General features: G+C 60.9%; 21 protein-coding genes and 1 riboswitch. Of the genes, 15 read left to right on the forward strand and 6 right to left on the reverse strand.

All coding sequences use genetic code 11. The annotated features are described in order from the left end of the window. Positions 1-44: 44 nt before the first annotated feature. From ACIQWP_RS26495 to ACIQWP_RS26510, 4 genes are all read right to left on the reverse strand, one after another. Positions 45-686 carry a DNA-3-methyladenine glycosylase family protein gene (locus ACIQWP_RS26495; RefSeq protein ID WP_402793934.1) on the reverse strand — a complete coding sequence of 214 codons (642 nt, stop codon included), beginning with the start codon at positions 684-686 and terminating at the stop codon, positions 45-47. After that, on the reverse strand, positions 683-817 hold the full coding sequence (locus tag ACIQWP_RS26500; RefSeq protein WP_402793936.1) for a hypothetical protein: 135 nt from the start codon (positions 815-817) through the stop codon (positions 683-685). The genes ACIQWP_RS26495 and ACIQWP_RS26500 overlap by 4 nt, the downstream gene beginning before the upstream one ends. After that, complete coding sequence (gene ada, locus ACIQWP_RS26505; RefSeq protein WP_402794129.1) at positions 810-1,898, reverse strand: bifunctional DNA-binding transcriptional regulator/O6-methylguanine-DNA methyltransferase Ada; 1,089 nt, start codon at positions 1,896-1,898, stop codon at positions 810-812. The genes ACIQWP_RS26500 and ada overlap by 8 nt, the downstream gene beginning before the upstream one ends. Before the next feature lie 427 nt (positions 1,899-2,325). Then, positions 2,326-2,781: an ester cyclase gene (locus ACIQWP_RS26510; protein WP_402793938.1), complete on the reverse strand. Its 456-nt coding sequence runs from the start codon at positions 2,779-2,781 to the stop codon at positions 2,326-2,328. 427 nt (positions 2,782-3,208) lie between these two features. Here ACIQWP_RS26510 and ACIQWP_RS26515 point away from each other — a divergent pair, with 427 nt between their 5' ends. Further along, positions 3,209-3,946: a L,D-transpeptidase gene (locus tag ACIQWP_RS26515; protein ID WP_402793940.1), complete on the forward strand. Its 738-nt coding sequence runs from the start codon at positions 3,209-3,211 to the stop codon at positions 3,944-3,946. Positions 3,947-4,113: 167 nt separating this feature from the next. On the opposite strand, the gene ACIQWP_RS26520 is transcribed toward ACIQWP_RS26515, so the two are convergent. Continuing rightward, positions 4,114-4,590, reverse strand: a complete 477-nt coding sequence (locus ACIQWP_RS26520; RefSeq protein ID WP_402793942.1) for an Lrp/AsnC family transcriptional regulator — start codon at positions 4,588-4,590, stop codon at positions 4,114-4,116. Positions 4,591-4,733: 143 nt separating this feature from the next. On the opposite strand from ACIQWP_RS26520, the gene ACIQWP_RS26525 reads away from it, so the two are divergent. From ACIQWP_RS26525 to ACIQWP_RS26570, 10 genes are all read left to right on the forward strand, one after another. Further along, a complete protein-coding gene (locus ACIQWP_RS26525; protein WP_402793944.1) occupies positions 4,734-5,753 on the forward strand; it encodes a 1-aminocyclopropane-1-carboxylate deaminase in 1,020 nt (339 codons plus the stop codon). Positions 5,754-5,928: 175 nt separating this feature from the next. Next, a riboswitch (guanidine-I (ykkC/yxkD leader) is annotated at positions 5,929-6,042 on the forward strand. 74 nt (positions 6,043-6,116) lie between these two features. After that, positions 6,117-7,190: a putative urea ABC transporter substrate-binding protein gene (locus ACIQWP_RS26530; RefSeq protein WP_402793946.1), complete on the forward strand. Its 1,074-nt coding sequence runs from the start codon at positions 6,117-6,119 to the stop codon at positions 7,188-7,190. A 61-nt stretch (positions 7,191-7,251) separates the two neighbouring features. Next, on the forward strand, positions 7,252-8,070 hold the full coding sequence (locus ACIQWP_RS26535; RefSeq protein ID WP_402793948.1) for an ABC transporter permease: 819 nt from the start codon (positions 7,252-7,254) through the stop codon (positions 8,068-8,070). Then, on the forward strand, positions 8,067-8,888 hold the full coding sequence (locus ACIQWP_RS26540) for an ABC transporter ATP-binding protein (RefSeq protein WP_402793949.1): 822 nt from the start codon (positions 8,067-8,069) through the stop codon (positions 8,886-8,888). Before ACIQWP_RS26535 ends, ACIQWP_RS26540 begins: the two co-directional genes overlap by 4 nt. Before the next feature lie 2 nt (positions 8,889-8,890). Beyond that, a complete protein-coding gene (locus tag ACIQWP_RS26545) occupies positions 8,891-9,709 on the forward strand; it encodes an urea amidolyase associated protein UAAP1 (RefSeq protein WP_402793951.1) in 819 nt (272 codons plus the stop codon). Positions 9,710-9,724: 15 nt separating this feature from the next. Then, positions 9,725-10,375 carry an urea amidolyase associated protein UAAP2 gene (locus tag ACIQWP_RS26550; RefSeq protein ID WP_402793953.1) on the forward strand — a complete coding sequence of 217 codons (651 nt, stop codon included), beginning with the start codon at positions 9,725-9,727 and terminating at the stop codon, positions 10,373-10,375. Position 10,376: 1 nt separating this feature from the next. After that, positions 10,377-13,913, forward strand: coding sequence for an urea carboxylase (gene uca / locus ACIQWP_RS26555; RefSeq protein ID WP_402793955.1), 3,537 nt, complete (start codon positions 10,377-10,379; stop codon positions 13,911-13,913). Then, positions 13,913-15,724, forward strand: coding sequence for an allophanate hydrolase (gene atzF, locus ACIQWP_RS26560; RefSeq protein WP_402793957.1), 1,812 nt, complete (start codon positions 13,913-13,915; stop codon positions 15,722-15,724). Before uca ends, atzF begins: the two co-directional genes overlap by 1 nt. Before the next feature lie 314 nt (positions 15,725-16,038). Continuing rightward, positions 16,039-16,365: a hypothetical protein gene (locus ACIQWP_RS26565; RefSeq protein ID WP_402793959.1), complete on the forward strand. Its 327-nt coding sequence runs from the start codon at positions 16,039-16,041 to the stop codon at positions 16,363-16,365. Between the two features lie 214 nt (positions 16,366-16,579). Then, positions 16,580-17,383 (forward strand): hypothetical protein, encoded by an 804-nt coding sequence (locus ACIQWP_RS26570; protein ID WP_402793960.1) that lies wholly within the window; start codon positions 16,580-16,582, stop codon positions 17,381-17,383. A gap of 72 nt (positions 17,384-17,455) precedes the next feature. Here ACIQWP_RS26570 and ACIQWP_RS26575 read toward each other — a convergent pair whose 3' ends face one another. Then, a complete protein-coding gene (locus ACIQWP_RS26575; RefSeq protein ID WP_402793962.1) occupies positions 17,456-18,367 on the reverse strand; it encodes a LysR family transcriptional regulator in 912 nt (303 codons plus the stop codon). Positions 18,368-18,496: 129 nt separating this feature from the next. On the opposite strand from ACIQWP_RS26575, the gene ACIQWP_RS26580 reads away from it, so the two are divergent. The 4 genes from ACIQWP_RS26580 (at position 18,497) to ACIQWP_RS26595 (ending at position 21,383) form a co-directional block, all read left to right on the forward strand. Continuing rightward, positions 18,497-18,976 carry a carboxymuconolactone decarboxylase family protein gene (locus ACIQWP_RS26580; protein ID WP_402793964.1) on the forward strand — a complete coding sequence of 160 codons (480 nt, stop codon included), beginning with the start codon at positions 18,497-18,499 and terminating at the stop codon, positions 18,974-18,976. A gap of 135 nt (positions 18,977-19,111) precedes the next feature. Beyond that, positions 19,112-20,029 (forward strand): MBL fold metallo-hydrolase, encoded by a 918-nt coding sequence (locus ACIQWP_RS26585; RefSeq protein ID WP_402793966.1) that lies wholly within the window; start codon positions 19,112-19,114, stop codon positions 20,027-20,029. 121 nt (positions 20,030-20,150) lie between these two features. Further along, complete coding sequence (locus ACIQWP_RS26590; RefSeq protein WP_402793968.1) at positions 20,151-20,903, forward strand: SDR family oxidoreductase; 753 nt, start codon at positions 20,151-20,153, stop codon at positions 20,901-20,903. 63 nt (positions 20,904-20,966) lie between these two features. After that, on the forward strand, positions 20,967-21,383 hold the full coding sequence (locus ACIQWP_RS26595; RefSeq protein ID WP_402793970.1) for a cupin domain-containing protein: 417 nt from the start codon (positions 20,967-20,969) through the stop codon (positions 21,381-21,383). The last annotated feature ends 62 nt before the right edge of the window (positions 21,384-21,445 follow it).

Raw genomic sequence — 21,445 nt, forward strand, 5'->3', positions numbered from 1 at the left:
CGTACTCCGAGTCCTGCTATCAAACCCGCAGTTGGGCGGGCGGCTTATGTCAGTACGTTTCCGCGTTCACGGGGCATGCGCCACAGATACCACGCCGCAACCGTGCGATGTGGCGACCAGGCTTCGGAAAGCCTGCGCAACTCCTTCGGTTTAGGTTGCTCGGCGAGCGATTTCAGGGCGCGATAACCCTCGCGCACACCGAAGTCGTCGACGGGCAGCACGTCCATCCGCTCCAGCGAGTACATCAGAAGCATCTCGACAGTCCAACGCCCAACTCCCTTGATGGTGATCATCCGCGCGATGAGCGTCTCGTCGTCCATTGTAACCGCATTCGCGCGACTGGGAACAATTCCCGTCAATGTGCCCGCCGCAATTTCCTTGATCGTCGCGATCTTGCTGGCGGAGAAGCCGCAAGCCCGCATTGCATCGAAATCGGCGTCGATCAGGTCCTCCGGATGAGGGAAATCGCGACCTTCGAACAATGCTCTGAGGCGGCCGATGATCGCATCGCCGGCCTTGGCCGTCAGTTGCTGATAGGCAATTGCCCGAACGAGCGCTTCGTAGGGTTCGCGAGCAGCTTTGGGATCGTGCCGACACGGCCCCACCAGCTCGATGAGTCTGGCCCAATCGTCGTCATGGCTCGAAAGGAAGGAAACGGATTCGTCGTAGCGAGAAAACAGGTTCATCCGGATGCCTTGCGTTCGTCGGCGATCGCGAGGCGCAGCCGGTTGCAGATGGTAGGAATGAGGTCGCCGTCGAGTACCGGCGACACCAAGCGCACGTTTTCCGGCAGGGCGCCGAGAATGACTTCACGCACTCGCAGACACCTCCCGCTCGAGGAGCGCGCGCTTCCGGTCGACACCCCAGGCATACCCCGAAAGAGTGCCGTCATTGCGCACCACACGATGGCAAGGTATCGCCACCGCGAGATTATTCGCGGCGCAGGCGCCTGCAACAGCTCGCACCGAACTCGGCGAGCCTATGCGGCGTGCGATTTCGGCATAGGATACCTTCTGACCGGCTGGGATCTCCTGCAATGCCTGCCAAACCCGCCGCTGAAACACCGTTCCCCTGACATCGAGGGGGAGATCCAGGCCGATATGCGGGTTTTCGACAAAGCCAACGATCCGCGCGATCAGTGCTTCGTATTCTCGATCAGCACCTATGAGATGTGCTTTCGGGAAGCGATCCTGCAGATCACGGACAAGCTGGTCAGGGTCCTCGCCAAGCAGGATCGAGGCAACACCCTTTGTGCTCGAGGCGACCAGGATGGCGCCGAGCGACGTTTGTCCCACCGCGAACTTGATCTCCTCGTTGGCGCCACCACCGCGATACTGGGTCGGTGTCATGCCAAGGATGCCCGTCGACTTTTCATAGAAGCGGCCGCTCGAGTTGAAGCCCGCGTCATAGATCGCCTCCGTGACGCTGTTGCCGATGTCGAGGCCCTCACGCACCTTCCTGGCCCGGTCAGCCGCGGCATAATCCTTTGGCGTGACACCCGTCGTCGACTTAAACAGGCGATGAAAGTAGCTGGGGCTGCGATCCACCGCCTCGGCGAGTTCTTCCAGGGACGGCTCCTCTTCGCTCTCCTCGATCATGCGGCAGGCTCTGGCGACGAGTGCCGCATTCTCGCATTCGAGCGAAAGACCATCGGGATTGCAGCGCTTGCATGGCCGGAAACCGGTCGCACGTGCGCTCTCAAGTGTATCGTGCAGGGCGACATTTTTTGGATTCGCAGTACGGGACGCACAGGACGGACGGCAATAGACGCCTGTTGTCGAAACGGAATACCAAAGCTCGCCATCCGCCGTCTTATCGCGTGCCACAATGCGCGCCCACCGTGGGTCATCCGCCACCGAGTACGCAGGAGAGCGCAAAGAAGTCCTGATCTTGGTCATAATCGTCATTGCCGTCTTCTCATATCGTTGCGGTGTGATCGTGGCCCCAAACTCGGTCGATCGCACTCCGATCCTTGCTCTTAAATCGGATTCCAGACCACCCGGTTCTTGCGGCCTCGGTGCATGATCGGCGCAAACTCCACCGACAGACGAGGGGCCGCCATGGCATCGATGTTTTGCAGGGCTCTGCGCAGCGCGGAGCATAACCGATGCGTGTCATGGCTGCAGATCCAGTTCTAATCAGTTGATTGGATGTGGAACGCTAGCGTGCCCCATCCGGCTCGACGCTCCGTTTCCTATTCTTGAATCTATAATTCGCTGAATGAGATTCGGCGGCAAACCGCAAATGAAGAGGCCCGCGCGGCAACCGTGCGGGCCCCCACTCCCCGAAATCCTGCCCTACCTGTGACAGGCAGCGCAGTGACCGTCAGGCCGCCTTGACGAGCCCGAGCTGCGTCATGGCGGTGAGGCCATCATCCAGACCGATCTCTTCGACGATCTTGCCATCGATAACCTTGAGGACGGTCGTGCCCGTAAAGCGCATCTTGCGGCCGGTTGCAGCGGGGAGGCCTTCATAGCCGGGCAGGACATCGTTCCAGGCTGCGGCGGTATGAGTGCCACCGCCTTCCCACTGGCCAACCACGTAATCACCCTCTGCTATCAGATCGGCAGTGCCCCAGAAGTTGAGGTCGGGAAAAGCAGCGCGGAAGTCCGTCATGAAAGCCTTGATATCGTCGCGACCGCGGCGAGGCTCATGCAGGGAATACTTCAGCAACATGTCGGGTGCTGCGATCTCGTCGATGACCGCCAGATTCACGTCCTTGCCCCAGAATTCGGTAAACCAGCGGCCGACGACGGCCTTGTTATCATCTTCCTTGCTCATAGCGGAGGGTCCTTTCATCGATATTGAGGGATCATCGAAAGCGCTCGATGATCTGACGAAAGGGATAGGTGCTTATACATGGCGCCAAACTCCGATTCTTATCCTCAAACAAGAATGTTCGCTCCGAGACAAGTTCACCGAGGTGTTGCAATAGGTCCTGCTTTGGCATGACTTACCCTTTTTGGACCGAAAACACGCTCGCGAACGATGCTCTCCTCACGCATCTCGCATCTTTACGGGTGGCAGGAACAGACCAGAAAATCACGATTTTCCATTGCCTCTGCCACAATTACGCCCGGCGTTTCCGGAATTGTCGGCGGCACACATACCCCGTCGATGCGGGGCGCAGTCCCGGGCGTTCTTCGGGAATGATGGTCACGACATGAAGATTGTAAGATTTGTTCTTTTACCCGCCATGGCTGTGTTGATGGCAAGTATCTCCGTACATGCGCAGGAATGGAGGTATTCGCAGGATTATGGCGACGATCCGGACGGCGGCTATGTCGCTCCGCGCTATTGGCGGGAGGCGCCGCCACGCTATCGTGACGATCCGCGTCTCGACGATGGCTATTACTATCGGAGTGGCCCCGATCGCTATTATGACGACGAAGACGGCGACTACCCGCCGCGCCCGCGCCCGCAACGGCGGGCTTCGATCGATCGGGACGCGACATCTCCGCAACTTAATCCTGGCATCAAGGATGACAGGCGTGCCGCCCTGGCGCGGTCGCCGATCCCGCGTACTGTCGTACCCTTCTCCGGCTATGAGCCCGGCACGATCGTGATCTCCACCAAGGAAAAGCGCCTGTATCTCGTGCTCAACGACGGAACCGCCGTCAAATACGGCATCGGCGTCGGCAAGCAGGGTTTTGCCTGGAAAGGCACGGAGGCGATCAGCCGCAAGGCGGAGTGGCCGGGTTGGACACCGCCCAAGGAAATGATCGCTCGCCGGCCGGAATTGCCCGACCACATGGAAGGCGGCCTCAACAATCCCCTCGGGGCAAGAGCGCTCTATCTCGGTTCCACCCTCTATCGCATCCATGGCACCAACGAGCCAAACTCTATCGGCAAGGCGGTTTCTTCCGGCTGTATCCGCATGGCAAATCCGGATGTGATGGACCTTTATGGCCGGGTTGGCGTGGGCACAAAGGTCGTCGTGCTCTAATTGCAGCCCGGCGCTGCCGGGGATGTCCGCCAAGATCGGCGACAGGTCGCCTTTCTCGTTGCGTTGGCAGAGCAAGAGCTGTTCCAGGGCGTGTCACGGCGCTGATAATAGCTCGACCATGCGATCCCATCGCTCGGCATCTTGCACGAACTCTGAGCCACCGAAGCTTAGAACGGCAGCCGGGCGTTTTCCTTGACTTCCTTCATCACGAAAAAGGTCCTCGTCTGGCGCACGCCGGGCAGCGCAATCAGCTTCTGGCCGTGCAGCTTGTTGAAATCCGCCATGTCGCGCACGCGGATTTTCAGAAGATAATCGAAGTCACCCGCAACAAGATTGCAGTCGAGAACTTCCTTCATCTCCATCACGGCGCCTTCAAAGGCGGCAAAGCTCTCCGGCGTCGAGCGATCGAGCACGACACCGACCATAACCAATGCCCCCAGCCCGACAGCCGTGGGTGACACTTCGGCGCGAACGCCGGTGATGTAGCCCTCGTCGAAGAGCCTTTGTGTTCGCCTGTGGCAGGTGGCGGCGCTGACATTCACACGCTCGGCCAGCTCGGCGTTCGTGAGCCGACCTTCGGATTGCAGGACGCGCAGGATCTTGAGATCGACGCGGTCAAAACGATCGATAGAAGAATCTTTCATTTTTCTCTCTGCAAATGCAGCTTTTCTATCATATACCGCCAAACATATCGCCCAGAAAGAAGAAGGACAACCAAGTTAGAGAGCACCTCTCACCTGATTTCCCCTATCCTTCGGCCACTCAATCGGCATGGAGGCCACGATCGATGTCACTGCTCCAGAAATTCGAACGCTATCCCCTCACCTTCGGCCCGACGCCGATCGAACATTTGCCGCGACTGACTGCGGCCTTGGGCGGCAAGGTCCAGATCTACGCCAAGCGCGACGATTGCAATTCCGGCCTCGCCATGGGCGGCAACAAACTCCGGAAGCTCGAATATATCGTGCCCGACGCAATCGCTTCAGGCGCCGATACGCTCGTGTCGATCGGCGGCGTGCAATCGAACCACACGCGCATGGTCGCCGCCACCGCCGCCAAGATCGGCATGAAATGCGTGGTGGTCCAGGAGAAGTGGGTGCCGCATTTTGACGCCGTCTACGATCGTGTCGGCAATATTTTGATGACGCGGCTGATGGGTGCCGACAGCCGGCTGGTCGAAGACGGTTTCGATATCGGCATCCGCAAGAGTTGGGAAGACGCGATCCAATCGGTGAAAGACGCCGGCGGCAAACCCTACCCGATCCCGGCCGGCGCCTCGGTGCATAAGTATGGAGCGCTCGGCTATGTCGGCTTCGCCGAAGAGGTCGCGGCGCAGGAGAAGGAGCTCGGCTTCATCTTCGATTATATCGTGGTCTGCGTCGTCACGGGCTCGACCCAGGGCGGCATGATCGTCGGCTTCGCGGCGCAAAACCGGGCGGAACGCGTGATCGGCATCGATGCGTCAGGCACGCCCGAACAGACCCGCGCCCAGGTCCGCAAGATCGTCGATTCGACGGCAGAGCTTGTGGATCTCGGCCGACTGATCCGCGAAAACGAGATCGTCATCAACCCGGACTACGCCTATCCGGCCTATGGAGTCCCGTCGAACGAGACCAATGATGCGATCCGGCTTGCGGCCCGCACCGAGGCGATGATCACTGATCCCGTCTATGAGGGCAAATCCATGCAGGGCATGATCGACCTCACCCGTAAGGGCTTCTTCCCCGAGGGGTCCCGGGTGCTCTATGCCCATCTCGGCGGCGCACCGGCGCTCAACGGCTACAGCTACTATTACAAGGATGGCTAAGCAAAGTGAGCCATCCGGCCGTCCCTATTGAAATTTGCTGGTGATTCACGCGTCATAGAAGCGCATAATTTTTGCGCAACTGCACCCGCTGCTGATTTTATCAGCAAACGAGCGACCGCCTCATCGAATAAAATCAATGCGTTACGGCTTGGCACGCTGCTTGCTTCGTAGCTGCCGAGTTGGTGGCTAGGGTTCCGGCGCTTCGTATAGGGCGTGACTGGTCCGAGAGCTGCCACCGGTTGGGGGAGAAATCCCACCGGGTGCACGGCGGGATAAAAGCCCGGGAGACCTCGTAAGCCAAGGGATTGGCGGCGCGATGGTCTTTGCCGATCCCTTTTGATGATAAGCAAAAGGGGAATTTCAATGCAGACTTTTTCGAAGATCCTTTCCGTAACCGCCCTTTCGATGTCGCTGGCTCTCGGCCTCGGTTCCGCTGCCAGCGCCGCGCCGAAGACCAGCTTCAAGGTCGCCTGGTCGATCTATGTCGGCTGGATGCCCTGGGGCTATGCCGCCGATCACGGCATCGTCAAGAAATGGGCCGACAAATACGGCATCAATATCGAAGTCACCCAGTTCAACGACTATGTCGAGTCGATGAACCAGTATACGGCAGGCACCTTCGATGCCGTGACGCTCACCAACATGGACGGCCTTTCGATCCCGGCGGCAGGCGGCGTCGATACCACCGCCGTCATCGTCGGTGACTTCTCCAACGGCAACGATGCCGTCATCCTCAAGGACAAGACCAGCCTTGCCGATATCAAGGGCCAGAATATCAACCTCGTTCAATATTCCGTCTCTCATTATCTGCTCGCTCGCGCGCTCGACAGCATCAAGCTGACCGAACGCGACGTGAAGGTGGTCAACACGTCGGACGCCGATATGGTCGCGGCCTATAAGACGCCCGACGTCTCCGCCGTCGTTACCTGGAACCCGCTGGTCTCCACCATTCTCGAAGATCCGACTGCCAAGAAAGTATTCGACAGCTCGCAGGTGCCGGGGGAAATCATCGACCTGATGGTCGCCAACAGCAACGTGCTCAAGGACAACCCGAATTTCGGCAAGGCGCTTGCCGGCATCTGGTATGAAACCGCGGCATTGATGAAGGCTGACACGCCAGAGGGCAAGGCTGCCCGCGAGGCGATGGGTGCCGCTTCGGGTACTGACCTTAAGGGCTTCGAGGCGCAGCTTGCCGCCACGAAACTCTTCGACAAGCCAGCCGATGCCCTCGCTTTCACCGCATCGCCGAGCCTGCCCAAGACAATGGATCTCGTCCGCAACTTCCTGTTCCAGAAGGGTCTGCTCGGCAGTGGCGCTGCTTCCGCCGATGTCATCGGCATCGAAATGCCCGACGACAAGGTTCTCGGCGATGGCAACAACATCAAGCTGCGTTTCACCGAGACCTACATGAAGGCCGCCGCCGACGGCTCGCTCTGAGCAAAAGGCCCACCGGCGGCGCGATAGCGCCGCCCCATTCCTTCATCCTCGGAGCACTTCCATGCGTTGGATCAACACCAGGCCAAATCCGGGCGCGCAGCTTGCGTTGATGCTGCTGCCCTTCGCCCTGCTGATTATCGCCTACACCATCGGCTCAGCTGAGCGACTTGCCGAAAACGCCAACGACAAGCTGCTGCCCAATCTTGCCGGCTTTGCCGATGCCATCAACCGCATGGCCTTCATCGCCGATCCGCGCACCGGCGAATACCTGTTATGGTCGGACACAGGGGCAAGCCTGATCCGACTGCTATCCGGTCTCGGCATATCGACGGCGATCGCGCTTTGCCTGGGCATGCTCATCGGCATGCTCCCCTATCTCAGAGCCCTGCTCTCGCCGTTTGTTGCTGTCATCTCGATGGTGCCGCCACTGGCGCTTTTGCCAATCCTCTTCATCGTCATGGGCCTGGGCGAAACATCAAAGATCGCGCTGATCGTTATCGGCGTCACACCGACGATGATACGCGATCTGGCCCTGAAGGCGCTGGAATTGCCGCGCGAGCAGGTCGTCAAGGCCGAAACGCTCGGCGGCTCCTCCTGGCAGATCGCCCTTCGCGTTGTGCTGCCGCAGATCCTGCCGCGGCTGATCACATGCCTGAAGCTGCAGCTCGGCCCGGCCTGGCTGTTCCTGATCGCCGCCGAGGCGATCTCCTCGGACGCCGGCCTCGGCTACCGCATCTTCCTCGTCCGCCGCTATCTGTCGATGGACGTAATCTTTCCCTATGTCGTCTGGATCACGCTGCTCGCCGTGCTGATGAACTATCTGCTCGATCGCATCCGCATCGCCGTCTTCCCCTGGTCGGAACTGGAGAAGCAGGCATGAGCGAGCTCAGGATTGAAAAGGTCTGGAAGGAATATGGCGACCAGATCGTCCTTGAGGACGTGTCGCTGACCGTGGATTCCCGCGCCTTCGTCGCCCTGGTCGGCCCTTCCGGCTGCGGCAAGTCGACCTTCCTGCGCATGTTGCTGGGACAAGAACAACCGACTAGGGGCGACATCCTTCTCGACGGCGTGGCGCTGCCCTTGGAGCCAGGCGCAGATCGCGGCGTGGTCTTTCAACGCTATTCGGTTTTCCCGCATCTGACCGTGCTCGGCAATGTGCTGCTCGGCAAGGAGCTCACCGCTTCGCGTTACAAGGCAAGGCTCTTCGGCGCGGCACGGCGGAACGCCCTTGAAGAAGCCCGTCAACTGATCGCCGAAGTCGGCCTTGCCGGCGCCGAGAACAAATATCCAGCCCAGCTATCCGGTGGCATGCAGCAGCGCCTCGCACTCGCCCAGGCGCTCATCATGCGGCCGAAGGTGTTGCTGCTCGACGAGCCTTTCGGTGCGCTCGACCCCGGCATTCGCGCCGAAATCCACACGCTGATGAAGCGGCTGTGGCACGAAACGCAGATGACCGTCGTCATGGTGACCCATGACATGCGCGAGGCCTTCACGCTCGCCACCCGCGTCGTCGCCTTCGAGCGCCGTCGCGACCGACCGGAAGAGAAGGAGCGCTACGGCGCGACCATCACCAAGGACATTTCCATCTGGCCGCCGCGCATCGCCGGCGCAGCCTCGATCTTCAGCCCCGACCGGGACGGCCCGGTCGCATCCCTGGGGCACAGCCGGGACGACCTGGCACCATTGGGAGACATCTAGTCATGCAGCACGTCAGACGTTCGCCGGAAGAGATCGCCGCCAATCGCGCGCGCTATGAAGACCATCAAAGGAAAGGACTGGAATTTTCACCCAAGGCACTGCCAGCGCCAAGCTCCCTTCCCGCTCCGATGATCGACGCAGCGTTGATCGTTCATCAGGAGCTCATACCCGGCGGCTGGCATTGGTCGACCCGCATCAAGCGCGGCGAGACGCTGCGCATCGCCCTGCAGCAAGGTTTCTCGACCGTGTCGCTTGTCGCATGGAATGCGGCTGATACCAGCGAGCGGCTGAATCTGCCCGATACGGTAAAAATGCAATGGACCACCGCCCTCTCGAAAGGCCGGGTGATCTTCTCCGACATGGGACGGGTGATGCTTTCTGTGACGGAGGATTCCTCCGGCGCACATGATTGCCTGATGGGCGGCTCGACGGCTGCGTCGAACCTCACAAAATACGGCGAAGGCACGCGCAATACCCGCGACAACCTCGTTCTGCTCGCGACCAAGGCCGGGCTAGACCGGCGCGATATCCCGGCTGCACTTTCGCTCTTCGCCCCCGTCCGCGTCGATCAGGATGGCAAGTTCAGGTGGAAGCCCGAGTTGCTGAATGACGGCGATTATATCGAGCTTCGCGCCGAAATGGAGATGATCGTCGGCCTCGCCAATTGCCCACACCCGCTCGACCCTAACCCGGACTACCGGCCCAATCCGGTAACCGTCACCCGTATCGCCACGGTCGAACCGGATGCCGGCGACCTTTGCCGGACAGCCACGGCCGAAGCCGTGCGCGGCTTCGAAAACAACGCGCTGGCTGCGATCTGAGAAAGGAGCGATATCATGACCAATTTCATCCAGACGGCATCCAGCCGCACCCTCGAGAACGCGGCACAGGATCATTCGATCGCTGCCGAAGCGCCCTTCTCGACCATCATCCGCAAGGGTCAGACCCTGCGCATCGAGGACAGTTACGGCCAGCAGGCAATCGATACGCTGTTCTACAACGCCGAAGATTATTCCGAGCGCTATTCCAGCCAGGACACCATGCGCGAGCAGGGTGTCGCCTATATCACCACGGGCACCAGGATCGTCTCCAACGACGGACGCGTCATGCTGACGATGACCGCCGACAGTTGCGGTCGTCACGACACCTCGGCCGGCGCCTGCTCCTGCGAGAGCAATACGGTGCGCTTCGGCCACGGCACGAAATATCTCCATGCCTGCCGCGACAATTTCGTTCTGGAAGTTTCCAAGCACGGCATGGGCAAGCGTGACATCGTCCCCAACATCAATTTCTTCATGAATGTGCCGATCGAGCCGACTGGCGAAATGACGATCGTCGACGGCATCTCCGCGCCGGGAGACTATGTCGAGCTGAAGGCCGAAATGGATGTGCTGCTCGTCATCTCCAACTGCCCGCAGATCAACAACCCGTGCAACGGCTTCGATCCGACGCCGATCCGGGTTCTCGTCTGGGATGGTGAGGCCTGAGATGTTCAAGAAGATATTGATCGCCAACCGAGGCGAAATCGCCGTCCGGATCATCCGGACGCTGAAGCGCATGGGCATCGCCTCCGTCGTCGTCTATTCCGACGCCGACCGGTTTTCCAAGGCATCGCTGATGGCTGACGAGGCCATAAGGCTTGGCCCGGCGCCGGCCTCCGAAAGCTATCTCAACGTCGATGCCGTCATTGCAGCCTGCAAGGCAACAGGCGCCGAGGCCGTCCATCCAGGCTACGGTTTCCTGTCGGAAAACATTGGCTTTGCCGAGCGGCTGGCCGCGGAAGGCATCGTCTTCATCGGCCCAACGCCGGAAAACATTGCCGCCTTCGGCCTGAAGCACACGGCACGCGAGCTGGCGCGAGCAAGCGGCGTGCCGCTGCTGCCCGGTAGTGGCCTTGTTGAGACAAGCGAAGCGGCGCTCGCAGCCGCGATGGAGATCGGCTATCCGGTCATGCTGAAATCGACAGCGGGCGGCGGCGGTATCGGCATGCAGCTTTGCCTGGATGCCGATAGCCTGGGCGCAGCCTTCGAAAGCGTGCAGCGCACGGCCAAGGCAAGCTTCGGTGACGCGCGCGTCTATATCGAGCGCTTCGTTTCCAAGGCTCGCCACGTCGAGGTGCAGATCTTCGGCGATGACGAAGGACGGGTGATTGCGCTTGGCGAGCGCGATTGCTCGCTACAGCGCCGGAACCAGAAGGTGATCGAGGAAACCCCGGCCCCCGGTCTTTCGACTGCGGTGCGAGAACGCCTGCATGCCGCGGCCGTTGCTCTCGGCACCTCCGCACGTTACCAGTCCGCCGGAACGGTGGAGTTTATCTACGATCCCCAGCGCGAGGAATTCTACTTCCTCGAGGTCAATACCCGCCTGCAAGTCGAGCATCCCGTTACGGAAGCGGTCTACGGCATCGACCTCGTCGAATGGATGATTCGCCAGGCGGCCGGCGAGGATGTGATCTCTGACAATGAAGATCTGAGGCCGAGCGGCGCTGCGATCGAGGCGCGCATCTATGCCGAGATGCCGCATGCCGGCTTCCGTCCAAGCGCCGGTCTGCTGACGGAAGTCGTGTTCCCGGCGAGTGCGCGCGTGGACGGCTGGATCGAGACCGGTACGGAAGTCACGCCTTTCTATGACCCCATGCTCGCCAAGGTGATCGTCAAAGCCGAAGACCGGCCGGCCGCAATCCAGAAGCTGCAGCGGGCGCTTGCCGAGAGCTCCATTGCTGGCATCGAGACCAATCTCGATTATCTCAAGGCGATCGCCGGCTCGGATCTACTGTCGAGCGGCGATATGGCGACGACCGCGCTCAAGGATTTCGCCTTCGTGCCCGATATCATCGAGGTGGTAGCGCCCGGCGCGCAGTCGAGCATTCAGGAACTGCCCGGCCGGCTCGGTCTCTGGCATGTCGGCGTGCCGCCGAGCGGCCCCATGGACGAGCGCTCGTTCCGCCACGCCAACAGGCTCGTCGGCAACGCCGATGAGACGGCGGCGCTGGAACTCACCGTATCCGGCCCGGTGCTTAGGGTCTTCTCTGACATCACCATCGCGCTCGCAGGCGCCCGCATGCCTATGAGCCTCGATGGCCTCCCTCTGCCGCATGACAAAGCCGTCACCGTCAAGGCGGGTCAAACACTTGCGATCGGCGCGATAGAGGGCGCGGGCCAGCGATCCTATCTCGCCGTTGCCGGCGGCTTCGCAGCCTCGATCATGCTCGGATCGAGAGCGACCTTCGGCCTCGGGAAATTCGGCGGCCACGCCACCGGCACGCTCCAGACGGGTCATGTACTCCGACTGGCACGCGTAGCGCAGCATCGAGTCAAGGCGGCCGATACGCCCGCGCCGCTGAGCCGCAGCTGGCAGGTCGGTGTTCTCTACGGTCCGCATGGTGCGCCGGATTTCTTTCTGGAAGGCGATATCGAGACCTTGTTCTCGACCGAATACGAGGTGCATTTCAACAGCGCCCGCACCGGCGTACGTCTGATCGGCCCTGCCCCCAAATGGGCGCGCAGCGACGGTGGCGAGGCCGGCCTCCACCCCTCCAATCTCCACGACAACGCCTATGCCGTGGGCGCCATCGACTTTACCGGCGACATGCCGATCATTCTCGGCCCAGATGGTCCGAGCCTCGGCGGCTTTGTCTGCCCGGCCGTCATCGCCCGCGATGAGCAGTGGAAAATGGGCCAGTTCAAACCCGGCGACAAAATCCGCTTTCATCCGCTGGCACGCAGCCAGGACGCCATTGCCGGTCCGGTCGTGCGGCGCATCGGCGATGAAGCCGGATCGGCAATCATTGGCCAGAGCGAGAGCGGTCCGGTGCCCGTTGTCTATCGCCGCCAGGGCGATGACAACCTGCTCATCGAATATGGGCCGATGACGCTCGACATTGCGCTTCGCCTGCGCGTTCACCTGCTGATGCAGGCGATCGTCGATGCCCACCTTCCCGGCATCATAGACCTGACCCCCGGCATCCGCTCGCTGCAGATCCATTATGACGGGACGACGCTGACGCGAAACCGTCTCCTTGGCCTGCTGACGGAGATAGAAGCGAGCCTGCCTGCCGCGCATCAGGTGAAGGTCCCAAGCCGCATCGTGCACCTGCCGCTCTCCTGGAACGACCCCGATGCCGAGCTTGCCATGCGCAAGTACCAGGAGCTTGTGCGCCCGAACGCGCCATGGTGCCCCTCCAACATCGAATTCATTCGCCGTATCAACGGCCTGCCTGACGAGCAGGCGGTCCGCGATATTGTCTTTGATGCCAGCTATCTGGTGCTCGGCCTTGGTGACGTTTATCTTGGCGCCCCGGTCGCAACGCCGACCGATCCGCGCCATCGGCTTGTCACGACGAAGTACAATCCAGCCCGCACCTGGACGCCGGAAAATGCCGTCGGCATCGGCGGTGCCTATATGTGCATCTATGGCATGGAGGGACCGGGCGGCTACCAGCTTTTCGGCCGCACCATCCAGGTCTGGAACAGCTGGCGGCAGACGCCGGTCTTTGCCAGGGGCAAGCCCTGGCTTCTCAACTTCTTCGACCAGATCCGCTTCTTCCCCGTCAGTCACGAGGAGCTGACCGAAGCACGCGCCGCCTTCCCGCATGGCGGTTATCCGGTCAGAATCGAGGAGGCCGAATTTTCCTATGCCGCCTACGAAGCCGGCCTCATTGGCGAAACTGGCGCCATCCGTGCCTTCAAGTCGAAACAGCAGGCAGCGTTCGAAGCCGAACGACAACACTGGAAGGAGCACGGCCTCGACAGCTTTTCGGTTGACGAAGGCTCCGGAGCCAGCCTCGGTGGAGACATACCAGCGGGTTGTTTCGGCATCGAAAGCGCCGTGCCCGGCAATGTCTGGAAAATACTCGTCGAGGAGGGCCAGCCGGTTGCCGCCGGCGATACATTGGCCATCATCGAGTCGATGAAAATGGAAATCAACGTGACCGCGCACGCTGCCGGACGCGTCCGCGATCTGCGCGCCGGGCCGGGGCGTAACGTCAAGGCCGGCGACGTGCTCGTCATATTGGAGGAAATCTGATGCTGCCCACCATTCTCGACCTCACCTCCTTGAAGGAGGCTTATGCGGCAGGTCTGTCGCCGCTCGACCTGGTGGAGGAGATCATTGCGAGATGCAAGGCGTCGGATGATCCGGCGATCTTCATCACGATGACCTCTGAGGACAGCTTGCGAGAAACTGTTCACCAGTTGTTGGCCAAGTCGCCTGTGCCAAACGGCCTGCCGCTTTGGGGTATCCCCTTTGCGGTCAAGGACAACATCGACGTCGCGGGCCTGCCGACGACGGCCGGCTGCCCGGCCTTCGCCTATCATCCGCAAGAAGATGCGGCGGTGGTCTCGCGCCTGCGGGCCGCTGGCGCCATCGTCATCGGCAAGACCAATCTCGATCAGTTCGCCACGGGGCTCAACGGCACGCGTTCGCCGCATGGCGCGCCGCGATCCGTGTTCGACCGCAACTACGTCTCCGGCGGCTCAAGCTCCGGCTCGGCGGTTGCCGTTGCCGCGGGCCTTGCAAGCTTCTCTCTTGGCACGGACACGGCCGGCTCCGGCCGCGTGCCCGCCGCCTTCAACAACCTCGTCGGCATCAAGCCGACGCCGGGGCTGGTGCCCAATGTCGGCGTGGTGCCCGCCTGCCGCAGCGTCGACGTCGTCACCGTCTTTGCGGCAAACGTCGGCGACGGCATTGCCGTTCGCAAGATCATCGAAGGCTTCGACGCGCGCGATCCGTTCTCGCGGCAGGCGCTGCCAGCCCATCTGCCTTCGGATCGCCCGCGCATTGGCGTGCTCGACAGCGCCGAGCGCGAATTTTATGGCAACCGCGATGTCGAAGCACTCTATGACGCCGCCATCGACCGGGCGAGATCGCTCGGCGCCGTCATCGTTCCCTTCGACTATGCCCCTTTCCGGCAGGCGGCCGAATTGCTCTACAGCGGCCCTTGGGTCGCCGAGCGACTGGCGGCGGTAAAGGGCTTCCTGGCAACGAATGCACAGGATTTCGATCCGACGGTGCGCGCCATCATCGAAGCGGCGAAAAACTATGATGCGGTTGCCGCCTTCGAGGGCCGATACAAGCTGGAGGCCCTGCGGCAAAAGACGAAAGCCGAGTGGGAAAGGGTCGACTTCTTGATGCTGCCGACATCGCCCACGACCTATACCATCGAAGAGATGCGGGCCGATCCGATTGCCAGGAACAGTCATTTCGGCCGCTACACCAATTTCGCAAACCTGCTCGACTGCGCGGCGATTGCCATACCGGCGGGCTTTGATCCGGACGGCCATCTGCCAGCCGGTGTCATGCTCGTCGGGCCGGCTTTCACCGACGACGCCTTGGCTCCCTTCGCCGACGCCATGCATCGAGCGGCGGATAGCGGAATGGGCAAGGACCGCACGGCGAAACTTCCGGACGCAAGCCGCGTGACGTCGACCGGCAACGACGTCGTTCCGATTGTCGTCGTCGGCGCGCATCTGACCGATATGCCGCTCAATCATGAACTCACCGGGAAAGGCGGATACAGGTTGAAGACGGGACGGACGGACGGCAGCTACCGGCTCTTCGCGCTCTCCGGCACAATACCGCCGAAGCCGGGGTTGGTGCGTGATCCGGGCTTTGCCGGCGATGGCATCGCGGTCGAGGTTTGGGCCTTGCCGCCCGCGGCATTTGCCCACTTCGTCCAGAATATCCCCGCACCGCTGGGGATCGGCAAGATCCTGCTTGACGATGGAAGCCGGGTTTCCGGATTTCTCTGCGAGGCCCACGCCATAACCGGTGCCAAGGATATCACCGAATTCGGTGGCTGGCGAAATTTCATTCGCGCCGCAGGCGCCGGAGCTTGAACGAGGGAGTGCCGAAATGAGACCACTTCTTTTGCGGACATTGCAGATCATTCTCCACGGCCTGATCGCGCGAACACGCGCGATCGGTAGCCATGATCCAACGCCACCTTCGCATCTTTCGCGGCGGAGCACGCCTCGCGAGTGATCGATCTCGGCAAACCGGATTGGCCATTCAAACCCGCCAGCGTCTGCTTCACGCATGGACGCGGACAACTTGGGTCATGAGCGGTCTTTGGCGATGACAATTGCTTCACGCCATGCTCAATTCCTGACATATATGCAAAGAGGCAACTCGCCATCGTGGATATAGCGTCATGAACGGGCCGACACGGGAAAAAAGCAAGATGCGTGCGCCAGCGGGCTCCGTAACCGGGCTTTGCTCCGCATCCGCCACCATGTTTGCAGTGGGGATGGCCTTCCTGGGTTACTGGGGAGTGTATGAACAGGGACGCTGGCGTGCATCCGATTATTGTGTGGTGGTTTTGGCCATCATCGGATTTGCAGCGCTCGGTTCCGTGCCCTGGATTGTTACGACACCTGTGGCGGAAGAGGATGCGGATAAAGTTGCAGGAGCCAGGCAAGCGCTGGCGCTGGGAGTAGCCTTGATCTGGCTCTCCGTTTGCGTCGCGGTATTCGCCTGAGCCGTTCCGCCCGACGGCACGGGAAGGCCCCTCCAAAGTGAGGAGCTTCGACCGTCGTCCGAAGCAATCGTTGGTTTCACGGCTCTTCGAGCGCGGAGAGTTACTTGCGTGCTGCGCTATGCAAACACCCTCAAAGGCTCGTGGAGCTTTTGCTCTCCCACTCCATCGAGATACATGACATAGTCAACGGCCAGATGTAGGTGGAGCATTTTCGATGCAACGCGAAGTGGTCTGGACGCTGGCTTTGTTTGTTCTCCTTGTGTTGAGCGCCGCAGTCGGATCGATATTGCGCGCGAGATTACCTGCCCCGCACCGCAGCAGCGAGACAATGGACTTCCTTCGGGTCGTGACGGCCTTGCTTGTGACCTTTGGCGCACTCGTGATGAGCCTGCTTCTGGCATCGGAACTGACAGCATTCACTACTGCATCTCACGATCGCAACCGCTACGCCGCCGGTCTGGCGGAAATGGACCGCTGTCTGCGGAACTACGGCCCGGCGCTGGATCATGAGAGACAACTATTACGCAGCTACACAACAGCCGTCATTGCCAGCACATGGCCGAGTGAACCATCTCCACCTGATGTGACATACCCCGACATATCGAAATTACCCTTGACCGGTGAAGCGCCTGCTCTTGGAACAATTCTCAACGATATGGGGCTCGGCATTGCCCGGGAACAGCCGACTGATCCCCTGCATCAGCTGCTTGTAACTCGTTGCAATCAGCTCTTCGGTAATCTTCTGACAGCGCGATGGACTGTGATCGAAGATGCGCATGGTTCGCTTTCAGCACCGTTTCTCGGCGTCCTGATCTTCTGGCTTATGCTGGTGTTTCTAAGCTTCGGTCTTCAAGCTCCCAGAAACCTGCTCACAGGCTCCATTGTCGCCGTCGCCATCATCTCGGTGGCAAGCGTCATGTTTGTCATCCTGGATCTGGATCTTCCCTATGGTGGTCTCTTCGGCATTTCGAGCGCATCCATGCGGCATGCGCTCACCGACATGCTGGCGGAAAGGTGATCGACCAGACCATGCCCCGGCGTCCAGCAGCTGTTATATTACCGGTGACGCAAATCCTCGGAGGCCTTGCAATCAATGAGAGAACGCCGGAGCCATAAGCGGGTCCTCACCGACCACCTCTATCAGAAAATCGAGAACGGTCCTGATGCGCAATGGCAGGTTGCGGCGTGATGGATAGACGACATTGATCGGCAGCCGGCTCGGCGGAAATTCCGGCAGGAGGTTCACCAATCGGCCCTCCGCGATATCAGATCCCACAACAATGTGAGAAAGCACCGCAAGCCCATTGCCGGCAAGCACCGAACGGTGGACGGCAGCGGCATTGCTGGCAATCAGACGCGGCGAAACCCTGACGCTAACCTCCTCGGCGCCGTTGGAGAACGACCATAGCCGGCCGTTACCGGCACGGCTGTAACAGATGCAGTCATGAGCGCCGACATCGTCGGGTATCTGAAGCGGTGCCCGCCCTTGCATGTAGGAAGGCGTCGCAACCAGAAAGGCCGTCGTCCAGCCAATTCGACGGCACATCAGGCTACAATCCGCAACCACTCCGAGGCGCACTTCAAGATCGATCCCTTCCTCCACCAGATCGGACGGCTCCTCGCGACAGAGCAAATCGACGGAAAGTCCTCGATGACGGTCGAGCAACGTCCCCAGCCGATCGCTGACATAGAGCCCGAGCGGTGTCGGCAAGGCAAGCCGCACCTTGCCTGCAACGGTCGCTCCGCCGCGACATGAGACCTCGCTCAGCGCCTCGACCGCTTCGATGACCTTGACCGCCATCGGAATGAGCTGCTCGCCCTCCGCCGTCAGCGCCAAGGCAGTCGTCGTGCGATGCAGAAGACGCGTGTTGAGATGCGCTTCGAGCGCCGAGACCTGGCGTGAAACGGCCGGCTGTGTCCGGCTGAGATCCGCGGCGGCAGCGGAAAAGGAGCCAGTCTCCACCACTCGCATGAAGGTCTGCAGCGCACATACGATATCCATCCCACCCCATACTTTCCGGCATAAGCCTTATGCAACCACCTTAGCCTCGGAGGGCTTTACTGTCCAGCAATTAAGGATATTTTCTATCCATAAGGATATTAAATGTCCTTAATAACGGAGAGATAACCCATGACACAGCGCCTGAACTACGCCCAGCAATCCCCCGAACTGGTGAAGAAGCTCACGGAGCTCAGCATGGCCCTGAAGGGCAGTGCCATCGACCAGAAGATCCATGATCTCGTGCAGATCCGCGCCTCGCAGATCAATGGCTGCGCCTTCTGCCTCGACATGCATGTGAAGGAAGCGAAGATCCACGGCGAAAGCGAACTCCGCCTCTATCACATCGCCATCTGGCGGGAATCCAATCTCTTCGTGCCGCGTGAACGCGCTGCGCTTGCCTGGGCCGAAGCGGTGACGAAGCTGCCGGAAGGCGGCATTTCCGATGAGCTCTATGAGCGCGTGCGCGGCCAGCTTTCGGAGAAGGAAATCTCCGATCTCACCTTCGCGGTCATGGTCATCAATGCATGGAACCGCGCCAGCATCGCCTTCAAATCGGTGCCGGGCTCGGCCGACAAGCTCTACGGCCTCGACAGGGCCGGGCTCAACTGAGCCCTTCGACCCGAGAACATCTTCAACCATGCGCGCCCTAGTGGGTGGTCGCGAACAACGACATCCGATGAAAACCAACATCATCGAAGGAGCCAGCCTGAGCGGTTCCAAAACGACAATCAGCAGGAGACAGATATGACCCTCGAGAACACCTCTCGCGCAGTTAAATCAAGCCCCGACGAACTCGTCCCCTCGCGTTATGCGGTGCGGATCGGCGACATTGAAGTGCTGGTGATCAGCGACGGTGTATTGCCGCTCCCGACCAAGATGCTGGGACACAATGCCGAACCGGCCGCTCGCGCGGCCTGGCTGAACGATATGTTCCTGCCGCCCGATGCCTTTGACTGGGCGCTGAACGCGGTCGTGGTGCGTAGCGGCAGTCAGACCATCCTCATCGACGCCGGACTGGGCCTCGATCCGGAGTTGAACCTGCCGCGGGCCGGTCAGCTGATCAAGCGCCTGGAGGCCGCCGGTATCGATCTTGGCTCCGTAACCGATCTGGTGCTGACCCACATGCACATGGATCACGTCGGCGGCTTGCTTGTCGACGGGGTAAAGGATCGGCTGCGTCCGGACCTGCGTATCCATGTGGCCGCGGCCGAGGTCAAGTTCTGGGAAGCGCCCGATTTCTCTCATGTGTCGATGCCGCCCGGCTTTCCGGACGCACTCCGAGCGGCTGCGAAGAAGTTCGCGGCGGAATACCGGAGCCAGCTGCAATTGTTCGATGATGAATACGAGGTGGCACCGGGCGTGGTGGCCTCTCGTACGGGCGGACACACCCCCGGGCATAGCGTGGTCCGTGTCACGTCCGGCAAGGACAGGCTGATGTTTGCGGGCGACGCCGTATTCGCGGTCGGGTTCGAACACCCGGATTGGCACAATGGCTTCGAACACGACCCGGAAGAGGCGGCTCGCGTTCGTGTCCGTCTTCTGCGGGAACTGGCCGAGACCGGCGGACTTCTGGTGGCCACGCACATGCCATTCCCCTCCGTCGGCCATGTCGCGGTCGATGGGGACGTGTTCCGCTGGGTACCGGTCTTCTGGGACTACTGATTGCCTGTCGGTCTGCGCAACAGGCCAGACCAACATCTTAGGCGGTGTTGACCTCGGCACCGCCCATCCCCTGAAAACCAATCGACAGCGCGGCCCTGAGCGGCCACGAAAGGAGAAAATCATGAAAATCGTCATCATTGGCGGAACCGGCCTCATCGGCTCGAAGACGGCAGACCGCCTTCGCAAGCAGGGCCATGAGGTCATTGCCGCCGCCCCGAACACCGGTGTCAACACGATTACCGGCCAAGGTCTCGCCGAAGCGCTCGCCGGCGCCTCCGTCGTCATCGACCTCGCAAACTCACCCTCATTCGAGGACAAGGCGGTGCTCGAATTCTTCCAGACGTCGGGCCGCAATCTGATCGCGGCGGAAAAGGCTGCCGGCGTCAAGCATCATATCGCGCTGTCGATCATCGGCGTCGATCGTTTGCCTGACAGCGGCTACATGCGCGCCAAGGCCGCCCAGGAAGAGATCATCCGGAAATCCGGCATTCCCTACACGATCGTCCATTCTGCTCAGTTCATGGAATTCATCGGCGGGATCGCCCAGTCCGGCACGAGCGGGAACACGGTACGGTTGCCCGTGGGCTATGTGCAGCCGATCGCCTCTGACGACGTCGCCGATGCCATGGCTGCCGTCGCAACGGCGGCGCCCATCAATGGCGTGATCGAAATCTCCGGCCCGGAACGCATGCGGATGAACGAACTCGTGGCGCGCTACCTGAAGGCCATGGGCGATGCTCGTAACGTCGAAGGGGACCCCAACGCCCAGTATTTCGGCACGAAGCTGGAAGATGGTTCGCTCGTCTCCGACAAAAATCCCCGCCTGGGCCGCATCACCTTCGAACAGTGGTTTGCGACCTCCGCACGCAAGTGACCGGATGACGATGTGCCGCTGCAAGTGGCGCGTCGCCCAACCCTAGAGAAAGGAAATTTCCACATGACCAAGCCAATCCTTGCCCTTGCCATGACCGCACTCTTGTCCGTTACCGGGGCGGCCCACGCCGCCGACGAAAGAGACGCCAAGGTCACCCTTGTCTACGAACACGAATTGCCGAACGTCCCCGGCAAGAGCATCAAGGGCGTCCTGGTCGAGTATGGCCCGGGCGGCTTCTCTGCGGGTCACACGCACCCCAGCTCGGCCTTCATCTATGCGACGGTTCTGGAGGGCGCAATCAGCAGCCAGGTCAATGACGGTCCGGTAAAGGTCTACAAGGCCGGCGAAAGCTTCTCCGAGATGCCGGGCGATCGCCACGGAGTCAGCGCAAATGCCAGCAAGACCAAGCCGGCAAAGCTCCTGGCCGTCTTCGTCGTCGACAGCGCTCAGAAGGAACTGACCTTCCCGCTCAAGAAATAGCTGGGCGGAGCCGGGTGCCGTTGGCGCCCGGCCCTCCTATGTTCCGTTGCAACTCCCCGCCG

Source organism: Rhizobium sp. NPDC090279, assembly GCF_044769665.1.
GTDB lineage: Bacteria > Pseudomonadota > Alphaproteobacteria > Rhizobiales > Rhizobiaceae > Rhizobium.

Bases quoted from the DNA above. Each gene is read 5' to 3' on its own strand.
- ACIQWP_RS26495 (WP_402793934.1), bottom strand. From the start codon at position 686: ATGAACCTGTTTTCTCGCTACGACGAATCCGTTTCCTTCCTTTCGAGC.
- ada (WP_402794129.1), bottom strand. From the start codon at position 1,898: ATGACCAAGATCAGGACTTCTTTGCGCTCTCCTGCGTACTCGGTGGCG.
- ACIQWP_RS26510 (WP_402793938.1), bottom strand. From the start codon at position 2,781: ATGAGCAAGGAAGATGATAACAAGGCCGTCGTCGGCCGCTGGTTTACC.
- ACIQWP_RS26515 (WP_402793940.1), top strand. From the start codon at position 3,209: ATGGCAAGTATCTCCGTACATGCGCAGGAATGGAGGTATTCGCAGGAT.
- ACIQWP_RS26520 (WP_402793942.1), bottom strand. From the start codon at position 4,590: ATGAAAGATTCTTCTATCGATCGTTTTGACCGCGTCGATCTCAAGATC.
- ACIQWP_RS26525 (WP_402793944.1), top strand. From the start codon at position 4,734: ATGTCACTGCTCCAGAAATTCGAACGCTATCCCCTCACCTTCGGCCCG.
- ACIQWP_RS26530 (WP_402793946.1), top strand. From the start codon at position 6,117: ATGCAGACTTTTTCGAAGATCCTTTCCGTAACCGCCCTTTCGATGTCG.
- ACIQWP_RS26535 (WP_402793948.1), top strand. From the start codon at position 7,252: ATGCGTTGGATCAACACCAGGCCAAATCCGGGCGCGCAGCTTGCGTTG.
- ACIQWP_RS26540 (WP_402793949.1), top strand. From the start codon at position 8,067: ATGAGCGAGCTCAGGATTGAAAAGGTCTGGAAGGAATATGGCGACCAG.
- ACIQWP_RS26545 (WP_402793951.1), top strand. From the start codon at position 8,891: ATGCAGCACGTCAGACGTTCGCCGGAAGAGATCGCCGCCAATCGCGCG.
- ACIQWP_RS26550 (WP_402793953.1), top strand. From the start codon at position 9,725: ATGACCAATTTCATCCAGACGGCATCCAGCCGCACCCTCGAGAACGCG.
- uca (WP_402793955.1), top strand. From the start codon at position 10,377: ATGTTCAAGAAGATATTGATCGCCAACCGAGGCGAAATCGCCGTCCGG.
- atzF (WP_402793957.1), top strand. From the start codon at position 13,913: ATGCTGCCCACCATTCTCGACCTCACCTCCTTGAAGGAGGCTTATGCG.
- ACIQWP_RS26565 (WP_402793959.1), top strand. From the start codon at position 16,039: ATGAACGGGCCGACACGGGAAAAAAGCAAGATGCGTGCGCCAGCGGGC.
- ACIQWP_RS26570 (WP_402793960.1), top strand. From the start codon at position 16,580: ATGCAACGCGAAGTGGTCTGGACGCTGGCTTTGTTTGTTCTCCTTGTG.
- ACIQWP_RS26575 (WP_402793962.1), bottom strand. From the start codon at position 18,367: ATGGATATCGTATGTGCGCTGCAGACCTTCATGCGAGTGGTGGAGACT.
- ACIQWP_RS26580 (WP_402793964.1), top strand. From the start codon at position 18,497: ATGACACAGCGCCTGAACTACGCCCAGCAATCCCCCGAACTGGTGAAG.
- ACIQWP_RS26585 (WP_402793966.1), top strand. From the start codon at position 19,112: ATGACCCTCGAGAACACCTCTCGCGCAGTTAAATCAAGCCCCGACGAA.
- ACIQWP_RS26590 (WP_402793968.1), top strand. From the start codon at position 20,151: ATGAAAATCGTCATCATTGGCGGAACCGGCCTCATCGGCTCGAAGACG.
- ACIQWP_RS26595 (WP_402793970.1), top strand. From the start codon at position 20,967: ATGACCAAGCCAATCCTTGCCCTTGCCATGACCGCACTCTTGTCCGTT.